Genomic DNA, 16,228 nt, shown 5'->3' on the forward strand with positions numbered 1-16,228 from the left:
GCTGAAGGACGCGCACGAGGCCCGGGTTGCAGCCCGGCGAGAACTACGCCAGGATCCCCTATAACCCCTCCCGCGACTGATGGGTATTTAAGACCCGATCTGGTGCATTTTCTCTGACACACCTCGGGCGCAGCCTCAAGCTCCGCCTCGGGCCGAGGGTGGCGGGGCGTGGCGCCCTGCTCGCGCTCGTCTACGGTATGGACGTCGGCCTGCCCTTTCTGGCTGCGGCCTTCGTCCTGATGAGCCGGTTCATGCGGGCGATGGAGTTCGCTCGTCGGCACGCCAGAGCGGTGATGCGGGCTGGCGGCGGCATGCTCATCGCCGTCGGCATCGTGCAGACCTCCGGTGTCTGGACGGACCTGATGGTGCTGCTTCAAGGCTGGGTCGGTGGCTATCAGCTGCCCCTTTGATCTCACACGTCCGGATAGATGAAGGTGCGGGTGATGAGGTGGTTGGGGCCCACCAGCGTTTCCCGGGCGATCCGTCCCGTTCTATCGAGAGTCAGCCGGACGGCGACGCGTTCGGACGGGTAGCCGAGCAGCAGGGTGCTGGAATCCGGAAGCCAAGCGGTGATGGTGGCGGTGCCGCTGCCGTAGGGGTCGGAGTCGAGCAGTCGCTTGCCGGTCATGTCCAGGCGGGTGTCGATGCCAGGCGGCCGGCGAGTGTCGCTGGTCACCTGCTCGTGCAGGACGAACTCGGGCACCGCGGCCATCACCTCGACGAGACGGCGCAACCGTGCAGGATCGGGGGTGACCGGCCAGGCGACGGTCAAGGCGGTCTTGGAGTCGTCGGTGACGCGCAGGGTGACGGTATTGATCCCGGGGCGCCAGGTCACCGGCGCGACGAAGCAGTTACGCCCGCAGCCACGCAACGCCAGCCTCCGCGCCGGGCTGCCGGGCCCGAGCACGGTGGCGGTGGGCTCGAACTCGGGCGGGTCGCCGTCGCCGAGCGAGGCCACCGACAGCCGCAACACGAGCTGTCCGGCCGATGCCGTGCCGTACACGCCAACCTGCCCCGCCCGGCCGCCGACCGGCACCTGTGGTCCCGTGGCCGGTGGCGGGAACGGGAGCGGCTCGCCGGCGCTGCGAGGCGTGGGCAGCGCCAGAAGGATCGAGGTGACGGCGAGGATCCCGGCGAGTACGCCGAGCTCCACCCGCGCGGCCCGGGCCGGATACGGGGGTGTCGCGATCCGGCGTCTGGCCAGCAACGCGCACGCGACGGCCATGGCCACCAGGGCCAGCTTGGCCAGCAGCCAGAGGCCGTAGTCCGTGGTGAGCACGTCCTGCATCGGGACCAGCACCAAGGCGCTGATCAGCCCGGTGCTCGCCACCGCCAGAAACAGCCACAGGGCTGAGCGCGCATAGGCGCCCAGAACGCGCCGAACGGCGGGCGGGTCGGCGCGCCAGGCCACCCCCACCCTGATCACATACAGCAGACCACCCACCCACAGCGCCGCGGCGACCAGGTGCACAACCGTCAGCGCCGCCCCGATCCCGGCCACCTGCTGATTCGGATGCGCCCGCACTCCTTCGGCCAGCGCGAACACCAGCAGCGCGGCCGTGGCGAGCCCGTGTCGCCGGACCAGCAGGCAAATCGCGGCCAGCGCGAATGCGCCGGCCTCTGCCGCGGCGATCAGACCGGGCTGAGAATCCGCCAGCCGGAGCGGATCCGACAATCCGCTGAACGGGTTTCCTCCGCCGGCGACACTGAGCGCCAGCCCCAGAGCGGCGGCCAGCCCAGCGAGACACGCCTGAAAGGCGAAGGGGCGGGGCAGAGTGAGCTCCGGCGCCTGTCGCCGGGCCAGCCGGCGCCCCGCCAGAGCGCCCAGCGCGATCGCGTAGCACGTGAACAGCAGCCACCGCGCAATGGTCGTCCAGCCGACGGAAGGCGAACCGGCGGCAAGAGATGCCGGAGGGGCGTGGGCGCCCACGGCGAAAGTGAAACGCCCGGTCATCGCGTCGCCGTCGGATGAGGTGACGGTCCAGGTCACCGTGTACAACTGAGGGGCCAGATTGGTCAGCACCCGGGCGGTCATGGCCCTGCCGCCACCGCTCATCCGAGGCTGCGCCACCCGTGCTTGATCGCCTCGCTCGCCGACCAGCACGAGAGGTTCGGCGGCAGGGCTGACCGGCTCGGAGAACACCAGCGACAGCGATGCGGGGCTGCTGGGCACGGCGCCGTCCGCGGCCGGGGTGGTGAACAGCAAGACGGCATGCGCCTGCGCGGCCATCGGCGGCAAGGCCAGGAAGGCGGATATCACCATCGCCGCCAGCACTACTGCACGTCGGATTGCTCGACCTCTTCTCCTAAACGACTTAGGCGATGAGAAGCCTAACGGACTGGACTTCCAGCCCTACCGCCTGGGTCGACGGAAACGCGCAGGTCATCCGGTATGCCATTCGCGTTCGTCGCGCTTGGCTATTCGGTGTCGCTCGCCGGGCTGACATCGGTTAACCGGGTGCCGGTTATGGCGCCTCATCGCAGGCGGGCAGGACGACCGTGAAGGTGGTTCCGCATCCCGCCCTGCTGTCCACGCTGACCTGACCGTGATGAGCGGCGACGAGTTCGGCGACGACGGCCAAGCCGATGCCGGAGCCTTTCGCGCGGGCGGCGTGACCGCGGAAGAACCGGTCGAAGACATGGGGAATCTCGTCGTCGGGGATACCGATCCCGGTGTCGGCGATGCTCAACTCCGCTTGTCCACTGACGCGCCGCAGGGTAATGGTGGCGGTGCCCCCGGCAGGGACGAACTTGAGGGCGTTGGTGAGCAGGTTGGTGACGACCTGGCGCAGTCGTACCGCGTCGCCGTCCACCCGCACCTCGGCCAGGTCGGTGCGCAGCGCGATTCCCGCCTCGGTGAACTGTCCGGCGAGCCCGGCGACGGTCTCCTCCACGAGCGCGTCCAGAGCCAGTGGCCGGCGGTCGAGTGTGAAGGTCGCCGCATCCGCCGAAGCCAGCGTCTCCAGGTCGGCGACGAGCCGGCTCAGCCGGAGGGTCTCCTCATGCAGGGAGTTGATGACCTCGGATGTGGGTTCGGCGATCCCGTCCTGAATGGCTTCGATCTGGCTGCGCTGGATCGCCAGCGGGGTGCGCAGTTCGTGCGCCACGTCGGCGGCGAACAGGCGGCGCAGCTCGTCCTCCTTCTCGACGCGATCGGCCATGGTGTTGAACGCCGTGGCGAGCCGGCCGATCTCGTCGCGAGAGACCACCGCGGCGCGCCGGTCCCGATGCCCGGCGGCCAGATCGTCGACAGCCCTGGTGAGCTCGATGATCGGTGCCGTGGCCCGGCGGGCGAAGAACAGGCCGGTGGCGAGCGCGACCAGTCCGGCGGCTACGCCGCCCGCGATCAGCAAGCGGTTGACCGCGGTGCGGAACTCCCTGTCCACGGCGGGGATCGCGCCCTGCGGGAGGCGGATGGTCAAGGTGCCGACGCGGCGTCCGTCCACCACGATCGGCATGTCGCGCGGCGGCCCCGCCGGACCGGTGCCCATCATTTCCTGGTGCATCTCGGCCATGCCGGGATCGAGGGACCAGATGAGCTGTCCGTTCGGTCCGCGCAGCTCTGCCTGGGATCCGGTCATGGCCAGGCTCGGCGCCAGTTCGTCCAGCGATCGCTGATCCCACCTGCTCTCACGCTCGTAGCTGCCGGCGAACAGTGCGGCCAACTGCTGCTCGCGCACGTGCTGTTGGTCGGCGAGATAGTCGTCGAAGCGCGCGCCGAAAGCCGCGTTGACCAGGAGCGCCGTCAGCGCCGCCGCCCCGAGGCCGAGAGCGGCGAAGGCCAGGGCGAGACGGCGGGCGAACGGGCCGCGCAGCAGATCACGCATCGCGCTCGACCCCGAGCTTGTAGCCGACGCCGGGCGTGGTGAGGATCAGCTGCGACGGCGGGGTGTCGTCGAGCTTGCGGCGCAGGTTCTTCACGTGCACGTCGATGGTGCGTTCATAGCCCTCGAAGTCGTAGCCCTGCACCCGGGAGATGAGTTCCAGCCGGGTCCAGGCGCGGCCCGGGCGAGAAGCCAGCGCGGCCAGCAGGTCGAACTCGGTCCGGGTGAGCGTGACCGGCTCGCCGTTCACGCGTACCTCGCGCCGCTCGGCGTCGATCGACAGCCGGCCGCCGCCGTAGGAGGCGATCTCCGGCTCGGCGGTACGGCCGGCGCGGGTACGCCGCAGCACGGCCTCTACCCGGGCCACCAGCTCGCGCGGGCTGAACGGCTTGACCACGTAGTCGTCCGCGCCGAGGCGCAGCCCCATCACCCGGTCGTTCTCGGCGGCCTTGGCGGTCAGTATCACGATCGGCACGTCGCTGTCCCGGCGTACGAGGTGAGCCACCTCCTCACCCGGCAGGTCAGGCAACCCGAGGTCGAGGATCACCAGATCGGGCCGGCCCGCGGCGATGAGCTCCAGGGCCCGCCGCCCTGTACCGGCCTCCAAGACGATGAACCCGTCCCGTTCCAGGTAGTCCTTGACCAGGCGGCGAAGCTTCGGCTCGTCGTCGACGACGAGAACGGTGCTGGTCATGCCCCCTCCTCCACATGGATACCACCGATTCTTCCCTGGCCGACTCGCCGTGCTCCCATCGCGGTGACCGGCCACAGAGCCCGCACACGGCCTCTTCACAGCTCCTTCACACCGCCTGCCTAGCGTCCTGAGTGAGGATCAACATGGAGGAGACATCATGATCAGGCGTAAGCTCATCGGGCTCGTGGTAGCCGCGACCGTTCTCAGCGGCGCCGGCGTCTACGGTGCGGCCTCGGCGTTCGCGGCGACACCGACACCCGCTCCGACGCCCAGTGCGACGCCCACTCTGCCGCCCGGCGACAACCACGAGGGCATGGATCGAGACAGCATGATCCGGCACTGCACGGAGCACCTGCCTGCCGATCAGCGGGACGAGGCCCGTCAGCAGATGGAGGACATGATGTCCGGTTCGATGATGGGAGGGATGCACCGGCACGGCACAGGCATGATGGGCTGATCCGCCACCCGATCTCTACCTATTTACCTAAGGTGTTTAGTTGACACTTGAATACCCCCTGTACGTATCCTGCGGGTAGGCGCACCAAAGGGGTGACGACATGACAGGGTCGGAGATCGGGGTCCTGGTCGGTTCGGTGGGCCTCATCGGGTTTCTCACCTGGTATTTCTTCGGGCCGAAGAACGCCAGGCCGGCCGAATTGCGGGAGGGCGCCCAGGAGGTCGAGATCACGGTCAAGGGCGGCTATTCGCCGGATCGGATCCGGGTACGGCAGGGTGTGCCGTTGCGCATCACGTTCGACCGGCGTGAGAGCGGGGAGTGCACCTCGCAGGTGGTCTTCCCGGACTTCGGGACGAGCAAGGCGCTACCGGCGTTCGGCAAGGCCACCGTGGAGTTGATGCCGGACCGTGCCGGAGAGTACGGCTTCGCCTGCGGCATGAACATGGTGCGCGGGCGGCTGATCGTCGAGTCGGACTCCGGCGACGGGGGTGTGCCCCTGAGCGCCCCCGAACCGGCCCGCCGCGCTGAACCCGTCACCAAAGGCAGCGACGGCGCGGTGGATGGGAGTGAGGCGGAGGACGGTGAGGCCGCCGAGCGCCGCGCGGAGATCGCCGACCTGTTCCGGCGCGTGCTCGTCGGCGCGGTCCTCACGGCGCCGGTAGCGGCGGCGGTGATGGCGCACGAGGTCTTCGGCGCAGGATGGGTGCCGGATTCGTTGCTGAACCCGTGGGTGCAACTGGTGCTGATCACGCCGGTGATGTTCTACACCGGCCGGCCCATCCACCGGATCGGCTGGCTCACGCTGGCCCACCGAAGTGCGGAGATGAACGCGCTCATCACGCTGGGCACCTCGGCTGCCTATGGCTACAGCCTCCTGGCCACCGTCGCTCCCGGCCTGCTGCCCGAGGACGTCCGTGACGTCTACTACGAGGCCGTCGGGGTGATCCTCACCCTGATCCTGCTCGGGCGGTTGTTCGAGGCCAAGGCCAAGGCAGGCACCGGTGAGGCGATCCGCGCGCTGATCGGGCTGCAAGCCAGGACCGCGCGCGTGGTGCGTGACGGCGCCGAGGCCGAGGTGCCGATCGAGGGGGTCGTGCCCGGCGACGTCATCGTGGTCCGGCCGGGGGAGAAGGTGCCGGTGGACGGCGTCATCGTCGACGGCCGCTCGACGCTGGACGAATCCATGGTGACCGGCGAATCCATTCCGGTGACCAAGGGAGCGGGCGATGAGGTGGTCGGCGCGACCGTCAACCAGACCGGCGCGTTCCGGTTCGAGGCCACCAAGGTTGGTTCGGAGACGATGCTCGCGCAGATCATCGCTCTAGTACGACGGGCTCAGGCGTCCAAGGCGCCCATCCAACGCCTGGCCGACCTGGTGTCCGGCTACTTCGTGCCCGCCGTCATCGCCATCGCCATCATCTCCTTCGCCGTCTGGTTCGTCGCCGGGCCGCCGCCCGCGTTCACCTTGGCGCTGGTGGCGGCGGTCGCCGTCCTGATCATCGCCTGTCCGTGCGCGCTCGGCCTGGCCACTCCACTGTCGGTGATGGTCGGGACCGGAAAAGGTGCTCAGGCAGGCATCTTGATCCGGGATGCCGAATCGCTGGAAACCGCCCACAAGCTGGGAATCATGGTGCTGGACAAGACCGGCACCATCACCCGAGGCCGGCCCGCCCTCACCGACGTCGCGCCGCTGAACGGCCGGGACGAGGATGACGTGCTGTCATTGGTGGCCGCTGCCGAGCGGTCGTCGGAGCACTCGCTGGGTGAGGCGATCGTTCGCGGAGCCGGTGAGCGTGGCCTCGCCGTTCCGGAGGTCACCGACTTCGACTCGGTGACCGGCAAGGGCATCCGGGCCGTCGTGGACGGGCACGAGGTGCTGGTCGGTCACTCCCGGTTCCTGACCGAGGAGGGCGTGGACGTCAGCGGCTTGAACGAGGCAGCGGATGAGTTCTCCTCGGCCGGTCGTACCCCGATCCTGGCAGCCGTCGACGGCAGGCCCGCGGGCGTGCTGGCGGTGGCTGACACGGTCAAGGTCGATTCCCGGGACGCGGTGGCCGCGCTGCAGGAGCTCGGCCTGGACGTGGTGATGATCACCGGGGACAACGCGCGGACCGCCGAGGCGATCGCCCGCCAGGTCGGCATCACCCGAGTGCTGGCCGAGGTGCTGCCCGAGCACAAGGCCGCCGAGGTGGCCCGGCTGCAGGGCGAGGCCCGGCGGGTGGGCATGGTCGGCGACGGCATCAACGACGCCCCCGCCCTGGCCCAGGCCGATGTGGGGTTCGCCATCGGCACCGGCACCGACGTGGCCATCGAGGCCGCCGACGTCACGCTGATCTCCGGCGCCCTTGGCGGGGTCGTCACCGCGATCCGGCTGTCCAAGGCCACCATGCGCAACATCCGCCAGAACCTGTTCCTGGCCTTCGTCTACAACGTGGTCGGCATCCCGATCGCGGCCGGCGTCCTCTACCCGTTCTTCGGCATCCGGCTCAGCCCCATCGTCGCCGCAGCCGCGATGGCGCTGTCCTCGCTGTCGGTGGTGGGCAACGCCAACCGGCTGCGCCGCTTCACCCCGCCCCGGCTTCCCCAAGCGCCACTTGCCGGGTGAATGGGATGCATGGGTCCGTCCCGATGCGTATGGAGCTCCTTCCCCGCTTCGACTACGAACACATCCCGTCCCTGATCCTGCGCGCGGTCGCAGGCGCCGACTTTATTGGTGTCTCAATCGTCGATCTGTGCATCCCGATTCCCGCTATCTCGCGCCACAGTGAGCAGGGCCCGGACGCGACGGCCGCAAACTTTACCCAGCCCAGACCCACGGCAGGCTCGGCATTTCAGCGGCTATCCGGCGGCTGAAACACCGGAATCCTATTTGCCCTACTTGCAATATCTATGGGCGCATGCATACCTTTTGCGCAATCGCGGTACACGTCTTGACGAGCTCTTCGTCACGGCGTTGCCGCATTGTTGACCGGACTGTGCGCCCTCCCGAGGAACCCCTCGGGACGGCGTTCGGCCGCCGAATCCGCACCTCGCGGAACCGGGGACCCATCCTCTTCGGGGTGAATCGGACGCCTGCCCAGGCTGCGTCCGTAGGGCACTTCCACGCCCGAACCCGTCAGCTAACCCGGTAGGCGGCATGGAAGCAAGGAGTCAATGCCCTCATGCCCAAGCCCCGGCTTGCCGCAATCGCCCACACCCTCAAGAACCACCTCGATCTTCCCGTCAAGGGCCTCGGCTTCGCCGTCGCCGGCGCGATCCTGGCCGCAGCCACCGCCCTCGCGAGCGTGACCGGCACGGCCCTCGCTTCATCTACCGAGCACAACTCAGTAAACGCAGCTCACCCCGAAGCCGAGACGCTCACCTATGGCGTGGACGTCTCCCGGTACCAGCCCCTGTACGACTGGAACGCCAGCCCCGCCAAGTTCGGCATCATCAAGGCCACCGAGGGCACGACCTTCCGAGACGCCTCGTTCGCCCGACACTGGCGCGAGATGGACAAGAAGAGAATCGTGCGCGGCGCCTACCACTACGGCCATCCCGGCAACGACCCCATCGCCGAGGCGGAGCACTTCCTGTCCGTGGTGAACTCCCAGCCCGCCAAGCGCGGCGACCTGCTGGTCCTCGATCTGGAGACCACCGATGGCCAGTCCGTCGCCGAGGTCAACGCCTGGGCCAAGGCGTGGCTGTCGCACGTGAAGGCCAAGACCGGGGTCACCCCGATGCTCTACAGCGGCTGGAACTTCGCCAACACCTACGGCAAGGGCCTGGCCGAATACCCGCTGTGGGTCGCGCACTACAGCAAGCCCAAGGGCGAGCTCGCCGCGCCCGCCGACTGGAAGTCCTGGGCCATCCACCAGTACACCGACTCCCCCGTCGACCAGAACGTCTCCACGCTGACCCCCGACCAGCTACGCGGCCTGGGCCGCCCCGCTGTCTGAGCAAACGGGGCGGACACGGGCACCAGGCATCTCACCCCTCAGATGGGCCATGGCCGTCCCCGGTGTCGTCGTGGTGATCTCCGCCTGCGCCACGCAGCAGACCGACACCTCGCAGCTGCAGGTGTCGGGCACGACCGAGACGTCCACTGCGCTGCCACCTGGCCGGCGCACGGTCGCCCCCGAACTGCGCGGCACCGACCTGGACGGGCGTGACTTCGACGTCGCCACGCCGCGGGGCAAGGTCGTGGTGGTCGACCACTGGGCGTCGTGGTGTGCGCCGTGCCGGGAGGAGACTCCGGCGCCGATCCGGGCAGCCCGGCAGCCCGAGCCGCTGGGCGTGGACTTCGTCGAGGTCAACATCCGCGACCGGCAGGCCTTCGCGCAGGCGTTCGCCCGCGACGCGATGCCGTCCCGTCGATGCGTTCGGCGCCGGCGCGCCGGCCTTCGGGCCGATGGCGCACCGCACGCTGCCGGCCACCTATGTGCTGGACCGGCAGGTCCGGGTGGCGGCCTTCTTCTTCGGCGCGGTGACCGACAAGAGCCTCATGGCCCACTTGCGCGGGATCGCGGCAGAACCCCGTGCGGCCGCGGGTGTCACATCTTCGGCGCCTGTGGGTAGGTTGACCTATGGAACTTAGGCGATTAGGGGGTGAGGCGGTGATGTGCGACTTTATGGGTGGTACAGGAGCCTGGACGGCTTTCTGGGCCATTCTGGTGTTGGCAGTGCTGGCCTTGGCGGTGGCCGCGACGATGTGGGTGGTGCGCTCGCTCACCGCTCGCGACCAGGGCCGCCCGCCACTGCCGCCGGAAGATCGCGCCTGGGCCGAGCTGCGCCGCCGGTACGCCGCCGGCGAGATCGACCGTGAGGAGTTCCTGGAGCGGAAGGTAGACCTGGAGGCGTGAGCGGAAGAATGGTACGGGGACTGGGCGACCTTGAGTCCGCCATCATGGACGTGATGTGGGCGGCCGACGGCCCGCTGCCGGTGCGCGAGGTGCTGGAGCGGCTGCGCGCAGAGCGCGAGCTGGCCTACACCACGGTGCAGACGGTGATGGAGATCCTCTACCGCAAGGGCTGGCTCGATCGCGAGCTGAAGCGCCGCGCCTATCTGTATTGGGCCAAGGCGAGCCGCGAAGATTACGTCGCCGGGCTGATGGCTGATGCGTTGGATGTGAGCTCCGATCGGACCGCCGCCCTGGCGCGGTTCGTCGAGCGCATGGACCCAAGGGAGGTCGCCAAGCTGCGGGCGCTGCTGGACGCGGCCAGGTCGGATGAGTCTGTGACATGAACGCCGCCCTGATCCTTGTGCTGTACGGCCTCGTCGTCGGCGCGCTCGGCCCGGTCGTGCTGCGCCGGGCCGCGTGGCTGGACCGGGCGCCGCGGCTGGCCATCTGGTGCTGGCAGTCGCTGAGCGCGGCGGTCGTCGGGTCGGCCCTTCTGGCCGGGCTGACGGTGGTGGTACCGGTCAGCGCGCTCGGCACGGATCTGGCGCGGTTCCTCAACGCGTGCGTGCTCATGGTGCGGGCCGCCTATGCCACGCCGGGCGGCGCGCTGATGGTCAGTGCGGGACTCGTGGTCTCTGCCGGCGTCGCGGGACGGCTCGTCTACGGTATCGGCGGCGAGCTGGTGGCCGCCGGCCGGGAGCGGCGCCGGCATCTGGCCGTGCTGGAGATGGTGGCCCGCCGGGACGCGGCGCTCGGCGCGCTAGTGCTGGAGCATGACATCGCCGTCGCCTACTGCCTGCCGGGCGGAGGCGGCCGGATCGTGCTGACCACCTCGACGTTGGCCGCCCTCGACGACCGCCAGCTGGCGGCTGTGCTCGCCCATGAACGCGCCCACCTGCGCGGGCATCATCATCTGCTGATGGCCGTGGCCCGCGGCCTGAGGCGGGCCTTCCCGTGGATCCCGTTGTTCCGGCTGGCCGCACGGGAGATCGGCCGATTGACCGAGCTGGCCGCCGACGATGCCGCCGTCAAAGCGGCCGACCGGCTGACCGTCGCCGACGCCCTGCTGGCGCTGGCCGACGGCCGGGCGACGCCTCGCTCGGCGCTGGCCGCCTCCGGTCAGCACACGGGAGATCGGGTGCGACGGCTGCTGACCCGCACGGCTCCCCCGAGGACGGCGGTCATCGTCCCGGCCGGTGTTCTCGCATTGGCCGCAGTCGTGATGCCCGTGGCCATCGCGGCCGCCCCGGCGCTGGCTGCGGCTGGGCAGAACTACTGCATCCTGCCCTGATCTGCGGTGGGGGCGACGACGGCGAACCCCTGCCCATCGGCCGGTTTCACCGGTAGTTCGCGGGCGTAGAGCCGCTCGAGGAAGCCGGTCGAGGTGTGATAGCAGAACACCGAGCCGGGCTGGCCCACGATGGCTGCGGTGTCGAGGAACAGCGGCAGTTCGGCAAGCAGGTAGTCGACGGCGATCTCCAGCCGCCTCGCGGTGATCTGCTCCGGTTCGAGGCGGCCGTGCAGCACCCAACCGGTGGCCTCGACGCAGACGTCGGCGAACTCGTCGTCGGACTTGAACAGCTCGTAGGTGGCGTTCAGGAGCTCGCGATAGCGGGTGTTCTGCGACAGCGCCGCCCAGTCGAGAATCCTTCCCGAAGGGTCCGGCACTCCCAGCGACGCCAGGGCGCGGCAGATCTTGTTGCTCAGGTAGGACGCCTGGCGACGAGCCTTGGTCGCGGCTCGCTGCGGGCTGTAGCCGAGTGCTTGCAAGGTCGCGGCAGCGGGCACGTCCGGGACGAACAGGTGGACGTTCGAGAAGGTGCGTAGCGCCCAGGCCGTCAGCTGTGTGATGCGCTCGGTGGTGAAATAGCCGTTGAACGGGCTGATGCCCAGGCACGCGTGGGCCCGCTCGGCCAGGGGTCGCTCGCACGACAGCGAGATCGGCTGCACCGAGAAACCATCCTCAACCCGTACGCTGTGCACTGTCTCCGTGACGTTGTGTGGTCGACCGTGGGTTTGGTCGTCTTCCTCGGTCTCTCGCATGCGATTTCCCCGTCTGATCGTGTCCTGCTCGCCGCCCGGGTTCGCGCCCAAGCATTCGCCTATGCAACTTAGTACCTAAGCTTCATAGGAGATATTCGGATCTAGGGACTGCATGGGTGACCTTTTGCTCGGGACGACAACCCGCGGCCGTTCGTGTGGAGGAAGACCGCCGAGGAGATCCTCGAATCCCTCGCTAGATAGTGCCGACGAATTTCAGGCGCATGACAGTCAACATCACGCAGCAGTGACCGGCCCGGGTCCGCCACCCGACGTGGCGGACCCGGCCACAGGCAGGTCAGGAGCCTTCGACCGTGCAGCCGACCGCATCGACAGCCGCCCGGACCTGCCCCTCGTCGACAGGGCCGTCGGTGAGGATGCTCACGCGGCCTTCTGCCGGATCGACGTCCACTCCCACAACTCCCGGCACCTGGATGAGCTCCAGCTTGACGGCCGCCAGGCAGTGCTCACACGTCGCCGGTGACAGGCCGGTGACGCGGTAGGCGACGAGACTGTACGCAACAGTGATCAATCAGATCCCTCCTTGTTCGCGGCGATGGCGCTTCGCCTCACTCCAGGGATCGTGCTGCAAGCCCGGCGGCCCGTGTAGGGCCAGCGGGCTTCCAAAGTACGACATGGCGGAAAGTGGAACCTTTTGCCGACAAAGGGTCAGGTATGTCAATGTGCAGCGTTGGCCTATGGTGAAGGGAGCCCAGTGAATGGGGAACCGCCTTCCGCGGATGACAGTGTCACTCGTTCGCTGTACGCCCGCATGCACCAGCAAGGCGAGTCACTGCCCGAGGCCGCGGACAAGCTAGGCCTGGCAGCGGCGGAGATCGACCGGGCTCGCGCCCAGCTCACCCGGCTCGGCCTGCTGAACCCGGAAACGCAGACCGCTGCCGACGTGACCGCAGCCCTCAAGCGCAGCCTGCAGAACAGTCACCGGCTGCTCGACAGCCTCGTCGAACAGCACGTGAGAACGGCCGCTCTGGCCAAGCACTACCTCCGCCTGCCCGAAGAGGCAGACGGCCACGCGCACATCGAGTTCTTCGCCTGGCCGGACCGCCGCGACCAGTTGTCCGAGCGCATCAACGAACTGGCCGAACTGGCCGAACACGAGGTGCTCGGCATGCACCCCGTGGCCACGTGGACGCGGGAATCCCTGAGGGAGGGCCTCGCCCGCAGCGAGACGACCATGCGCAACGGCGTACGAATGCGCGCCCTTCACGCGCAGATCGCGCTGTCGAACCCGCTGATCCGCGAATTCATGGGACGCTGGCGACGACTCAACATCGAGGTCCGGGTTGCTCCGGTGATTCCCACGCGGATGCTCATCTACGACCGCCGCATCGCCATCGTCCAGGCCGACCCACAGAACCACGAAGCAGGCAGCGTTCTCATCCGCGGTGGGAGCCTGGTGAAGTCCCTTGCGGCGATCTACGACTACTGCTGGACGACGGCCTCCGAGCCCGAGGACGTGCCCCGATCGGCCGACGGCGTCACGCTCACCGAGCAGCAGCGGGCGGTCCTGCGCATGCTGGCCGCGGGCCAGAAGGACTCGGCCATCGCCCGCAGCATGGGTGTCTCCACACGTACCGTCACCCGTCTGGTGAGCGAGCTCACGGCGATGCTGGGAGCGAGCAGCCGCTTCCAGGCGGGCGTGCGAGCGGCACGGCTCGGCCTGCTCGATGCCGACTGAACGGCGAACACCCCGAGTCCGGTTGAGCACCATCAATGCCGTAGCCGAGCTCACCGAGAGCCCGCCGCACTCGTCAGGTGAGCCCGTTTCGGTGGCAGCCAACCAAAGGTGCCGGCGGTGGCGCGGAGGAACACGGCGGTGGGCAGCGCCCACATGACCAGGTCACGCACCCAGGCCGTCGGCGCGTTGCGGGTGTTGAGCATCCGGCCGGCACGGGCCGAGGCGCGGACCAGGTCCTGGGTACGCCGCCGACGGGCCCGATCGTAACCGGTCAGAGCAGCGGACAGGCCGGTCGAGCCCTCAGCGAGCGCGGTACGGGTAGGTAGTGGCGGGTTGTGCTTGTGGCTTGCCCACCAGTTGTGGCAAGACGCTGATGCGTACGCAAGACCGGGCCCACGCCCAAGCCCGCGCGTGACGGGCCTTCGGTGAGGAGCCTCCTGCGGCTGTCCGACTCCTTCGGGACGAGCAGACTATGGGATCGCCACCTGACGGTAGCTCGACCGACCTCCTAGAGGATGACGAACGGGGTCGCACAGAGGGGAGTGACAGTTGCCGTCGCCGACCGGGAAGACCGGTGTGGTAGCCGGGGCCTCCCGATCGGCGCGGATAGCGTATCCGGACGTACGCGCCCTAACGCGACTGCTGCTGGGGGCTGCTCTGGCTCGGCGGGCCTGTCGCTCCCGCCGGCTCCAGCTGCGGCAGCAGAGCGTTGAGCGCCTGCTCGGTCTCGCGGCAGGCCTCGGCGCAGATGCGGCAGTGCTCGTGCCGGCTACCGTGCTCAGCGCAAGAGTCGCCGCAGGTCTTCGTCGCCTGGATGGCGGCCTGCACCTGTGCGCGGGACAGGTTGGCGTCGTACCCGGTGTGCCGCGACAAGACCGCCGCGGTGGTCGAGCAGATGGCGGCGCAGTCGAGGTTGTCACGGATGCATCGGCTGAGCATCGGCAACGCCTCCGCAGGCTCCGACAGACATGCGTCCGCGCAGGCCGTACAGGCCTGGGCGCAGGCTTCGAGTTGGTCGATGACGGCAGCCAGTTGCCTGTGGTCGAGGTTGATCTGGGCCGGGTAGGCGTCCAGCATCTTCTCGGTGTAGGTCATGGTGACCTCCTTGCTGTAGGTGTCCGGTGTCGCCTACCCGCCGCTACCGCACACAGGCCTCCGGCGTGTCCGTAAGCAAACATGCAGGTTGAAGGCACAATGCCGGCGTCGAGTTCAGCGGTGTCGTGGACTCCGCGCGGTCGAGCCTCCCTGATGTATGCCATTGGGGGCGCAGATCAGGCGTCATCGGGTCAGTGGTAGGCGACGACAGCGGCGAGGTAGAGGAAAAGGCTGGTGGCCGCCGCGCTGGCACCTGGCCCACAGGGCCAGGTGACGGGGGGCGTATGCCTGACTCCTGGAGCTGCAAGACGCGGCCGGTGCGGTGTAGGGGGTGGCCGGCGTAATATCCGCACGCGATGGTTCTCCTCCATCGCGCCTACCGGAACGCGCTGCTCCGCCGTACCGCTTGTTACGCGGGCGGCACCGCGGAGAGGGAAATGGCGTGTGCGGCGCGCGCCAAGATGGAGCGAGCAACGCCGCTATCCGTCCCCGTCGAGCGACCATAGACGTAGTCAGCTGTGGTCGCGGTCACGAGGCTGTCGCAAAGAAGAATCTCCTCGTGCACGCTGGATGTCGAAGAGCGCGTTGAGGCGGCTCGGCGATGGGACGCCCTCGGTGCGCGGACACCGGATCAGCGTACTCCCGGCGTGGCGGCCCGCGGCTGCCGGTCCGCGGCCCGCGAGGCGGCAGGCTTCGCCGCGCGGACCTGCCTCAGCAGGAACGCGGCCAGCACCGCCCAGGTGACCACCTCCACCAGCACCCCGGCATCGCCCAGCGCCAGGGTCAGCGGCAGCGTGGCAGGCAGGGCGACCGCGACGGCGCGCGGGATCCGCCTGGCCTTGAACGCTCCGATGGCCATCAGCACGAGCCCGAGCAGCCAGGCGGCCAGCCCCGGTGTGAACAGGCTGAACAGGACCTCCGGTGGATTGTCACCGCGTACGAAGGTGACGATGACGGGCACCGCGAGCAGCGCGTGGCCCAGGGCGTAGAGGCCGGCGCCTACGTCGCCGAGCCGTCCCCAGCCGCCGGGCCCCGTGTGGGCGGCTCGCAGGTCAAGTACGGCGAGCACCGCCGCGACCAGGTAGAGCGCGTATGAGCCTTCGATCACGTAGTCGGCGAACGTGCGCTGCCAGTTCTCGCCGTACGGCACCGGCACACCCAGGCTCCGCAGGTGGGCCGCGTTCTCCTCTTTGTGGTAGGAGCCGGTGAACACGATCGCGTCCACCTCAGCGCCGGCCGCGACAGCCCCCGGTTGTGTCCGTGATTCAGCGGACACGTAGGTCCTTCGGTCGCTAGAGTTGAAGCTGTTGCGGAATCCCGTCCGCCTGGGGAATTGAGGAGCACTGATGTCTGCAACGATGACCGGAGCTTCCGTTCGCCCCTTGGTGACCGCAGTCGCAGGCTTGTAACGCCGCGTGTAGCAGCAAAGTCAGCACACATCCCGGTCGCCGGGGCGAGGTGACACGTGTCACCGGCCCTTGGCGCTGTTTGGCGTCTCCGTTCGCCTTTCCGGGAGTTCTGCTGTGTCCGCTCGTCATG

18 protein-coding genes and 1 riboswitch are annotated in these 16,228 nt (G+C 68.8%); of the genes, 11 read left to right on the plus strand and 7 right to left on the minus strand.

Translation table 11 applies throughout. The annotated features are described in order from the left end of the window. Nucleotides 1-197: 197 nt before the first annotated feature. Entirely contained in the window at nt 198-410 is a 213-nt protein-coding gene (locus ACTWQA_RS56390; protein ID WP_443167023.1) for a hypothetical protein, read from the plus strand. A gap of 2 nt (nt 411-412) precedes the next feature. Here ACTWQA_RS56390 and ACTWQA_RS56395 read toward each other — a convergent pair whose 3' ends face one another. From ACTWQA_RS56395 to ACTWQA_RS56405, 3 genes are all read right to left on the minus strand, one after another. Then, on the minus strand, nt 413-2,263 hold the full coding sequence (locus tag ACTWQA_RS56395; RefSeq protein WP_443167024.1) for a copper resistance CopC/CopD family protein: 1,851 nt from the start codon (nt 2,261-2,263) through the stop codon (nt 413-415). A gap of 202 nt (nt 2,264-2,465) precedes the next feature. Next, a complete protein-coding gene (locus tag ACTWQA_RS56400; protein WP_443167025.1) occupies nt 2,466-3,827 on the minus strand; it encodes a sensor histidine kinase in 1,362 nt (453 codons plus the stop codon). Next, nucleotides 3,820-4,518 (minus strand): response regulator transcription factor, encoded by a 699-nt coding sequence (locus ACTWQA_RS56405; protein WP_443167026.1) that lies wholly within the window; start codon nt 4,516-4,518, stop codon nt 3,820-3,822. The genes ACTWQA_RS56400 and ACTWQA_RS56405 overlap by 8 nt, the downstream gene beginning before the upstream one ends. A 157-nt stretch (nt 4,519-4,675) precedes the next feature. On the opposite strand from ACTWQA_RS56405, the gene ACTWQA_RS56410 reads away from it, so the two are divergent. The 8 genes from ACTWQA_RS56410 to ACTWQA_RS56445 all read left to right on the plus strand — a co-directional run bounded on the left by ACTWQA_RS56410 (nt 4,676) and on the right by ACTWQA_RS56445 (nt 11,146). After that, nucleotides 4,676-4,975 (plus strand): hypothetical protein, encoded by a 300-nt coding sequence (locus ACTWQA_RS56410; RefSeq protein WP_443167027.1) that lies wholly within the window; start codon nt 4,676-4,678, stop codon nt 4,973-4,975. A 100-nt stretch (nt 4,976-5,075) separates the two neighbouring features. Next, entirely contained in the window at nt 5,076-7,580 is a 2,505-nt protein-coding gene (locus tag ACTWQA_RS56415; RefSeq protein WP_443167028.1) for a heavy metal translocating P-type ATPase, read from the plus strand. Nucleotides 7,581-7,603: 23 nt separating this feature from the next. Then, nucleotides 7,604-7,828, plus strand: coding sequence for a hypothetical protein (locus tag ACTWQA_RS56420; protein WP_443167029.1), 225 nt, complete (start codon nt 7,604-7,606; stop codon nt 7,826-7,828). Nucleotides 7,829-7,979: 151 nt separating this feature from the next. Continuing rightward, nucleotides 7,980-8,124, plus strand: a riboswitch (cyclic di-AMP (ydaO/yuaA leader). A gap of 12 nt (nt 8,125-8,136) precedes the next feature. After that, the gene (locus ACTWQA_RS56425) at nt 8,137-8,913 is read left to right on the plus strand and encodes a glycoside hydrolase family 25 protein (protein ID WP_443167030.1); all 777 of its coding nucleotides are present in this window, start codon (nt 8,137-8,139) and stop codon (nt 8,911-8,913) included. Nucleotides 8,914-8,962: 49 nt separating this feature from the next. After that, nucleotides 8,963-9,532 carry a TlpA family protein disulfide reductase gene (locus tag ACTWQA_RS56430; RefSeq protein ID WP_443167031.1) on the plus strand — a complete coding sequence of 190 codons (570 nt, stop codon included), beginning with the start codon at nt 8,963-8,965 and terminating at the stop codon, nt 9,530-9,532. A 53-nt stretch (nt 9,533-9,585) separates the two neighbouring features. Then, entirely contained in the window at nt 9,586-9,816 is a 231-nt protein-coding gene (locus tag ACTWQA_RS56435) for an SHOCT domain-containing protein (RefSeq protein ID WP_443167032.1), read from the plus strand. Beyond that, nucleotides 9,813-10,199: a BlaI/MecI/CopY family transcriptional regulator gene (locus tag ACTWQA_RS56440; protein ID WP_443167033.1), complete on the plus strand. Its 387-nt coding sequence runs from the start codon at nt 9,813-9,815 to the stop codon at nt 10,197-10,199. The genes ACTWQA_RS56435 and ACTWQA_RS56440 overlap by 4 nt, the downstream gene beginning before the upstream one ends. Continuing rightward, entirely contained in the window at nt 10,196-11,146 is a 951-nt protein-coding gene (locus ACTWQA_RS56445; RefSeq protein WP_443167034.1) for a M56 family metallopeptidase, read from the plus strand. The genes ACTWQA_RS56440 and ACTWQA_RS56445 overlap by 4 nt, the downstream gene beginning before the upstream one ends. Here the strand turns inward: ACTWQA_RS56445 and ACTWQA_RS56450 are convergent. Beyond that, nucleotides 11,128-11,805, minus strand: a complete 678-nt coding sequence (locus ACTWQA_RS56450; protein WP_443167035.1) for a tRNA-dependent cyclodipeptide synthase — start codon at nt 11,803-11,805, stop codon at nt 11,128-11,130. The genes ACTWQA_RS56445 and ACTWQA_RS56450 overlap by 19 nt on opposite strands. Nucleotides 11,806-12,193: 388 nt before the next feature. Next, nucleotides 12,194-12,427, minus strand: a complete 234-nt coding sequence (locus tag ACTWQA_RS56455; RefSeq protein WP_443167036.1) for a cation transporter — start codon at nt 12,425-12,427, stop codon at nt 12,194-12,196. A gap of 240 nt (nt 12,428-12,667) precedes the next feature. On the opposite strand from ACTWQA_RS56455, the gene ACTWQA_RS56460 reads away from it, so the two are divergent. Next, nucleotides 12,668-13,594 carry a LuxR C-terminal-related transcriptional regulator gene (locus tag ACTWQA_RS56460; RefSeq protein WP_443167037.1) on the plus strand — a complete coding sequence of 309 codons (927 nt, stop codon included), beginning with the start codon at nt 12,668-12,670 and terminating at the stop codon, nt 13,592-13,594. Between the two features lie 117 nt (nt 13,595-13,711). Next, nucleotides 13,712-13,861: a hypothetical protein gene (locus ACTWQA_RS56465; RefSeq protein WP_443167038.1), complete on the plus strand. Its 150-nt coding sequence runs from the start codon at nt 13,712-13,714 to the stop codon at nt 13,859-13,861. Nucleotides 13,862-14,224: 363 nt separating this feature from the next. Here the strand turns inward: ACTWQA_RS56465 and ACTWQA_RS56470 are convergent, their stop codons facing one another. Both ACTWQA_RS56470 and ACTWQA_RS56475 read right to left on the minus strand, forming a co-directional pair. Beyond that, the gene (locus ACTWQA_RS56470; protein WP_443167039.1) at nt 14,225-14,689 is read right to left on the minus strand and encodes a four-helix bundle copper-binding protein; all 465 of its coding nucleotides are present in this window, start codon (nt 14,687-14,689) and stop codon (nt 14,225-14,227) included. Between the two features lie 631 nt (nt 14,690-15,320). Continuing rightward, nucleotides 15,321-15,965 (minus strand): hypothetical protein, encoded by a 645-nt coding sequence (locus ACTWQA_RS56475; protein ID WP_443167040.1) that lies wholly within the window; start codon nt 15,963-15,965, stop codon nt 15,321-15,323. Nucleotides 15,966-16,228: the final 263 nt, after the last annotated feature.

It is taken from the genome of Nonomuraea sp. 10N515B (genome assembly GCF_052245915.1).
Taxonomy (GTDB): Bacteria; Actinomycetota; Actinomycetes; order Streptosporangiales; family Streptosporangiaceae; genus Nonomuraea.